This is a genomic window from Myroides sp. 1354 (assembly GCF_030324495.1).
Lineage (GTDB): Bacteria > Bacteroidota > Bacteroidia > Flavobacteriales > Flavobacteriaceae > Flavobacterium.
This window is the reverse complement of record NZ_JACAGN010000049.1, coordinates 1-501: the sequence shown is the minus strand read 5'-3', so window position 1 is coordinate 501 and position 501 is coordinate 1. Positions and strand designations below refer to the sequence as shown.

Genomic DNA, 501 nt, shown 5'->3' with positions numbered 1-501 from the left:
CCTTTGCCAAAGGAAAAGAAGGCAATTGGATGTAAGTGGGTGTACAAAGTAAAGCATAACTCAGATGGATCAGTGAGCAGGTACAAGGCAAGATTAGTTGCCAAGGGTTATGCACAAACCTATGGGATTGACTATGAGGAGACGTTCAGTCCGGTTGCTAGGATGGCAACAGTGAGAGCAATCATTGCTATGGCTGCAGCTAAGGGATGGTCTTTACACCAAATGGATGTAAAGAATGCCTGCTTGCATGGTGAGTTGCAAGAAGAGGTTTACATGATGCAGCCACCAGGTTTTGAGAGTGTTGCACACCCAGATTTTGTGTGCAGGTTACGTAAAGCCTTGTATGGCTTAAAGCAGGCCCCAAGAGCATGGTCAAACAAGATCGGAGAGTATCTTGTTACTATTGGATTTCAAATATCCAATGTAGATTTTTTACTTTTTGTGAAACGAACACATAGAGGGATCACCTTGATCTATGTGGATGACCTTATCATCACTGAT

The 501-nt window shown here is 43.1% G+C and carries 1 protein-coding gene; it reads left to right on the top strand.

Translation table 11 applies throughout. The features are described 5' to 3' along the window. Positions 1 to 501 (top strand): reverse transcriptase domain-containing protein (locus HX004_RS17695; RefSeq protein ID WP_286444193.1); only part of this gene is annotated, 501 nt, incomplete at both ends.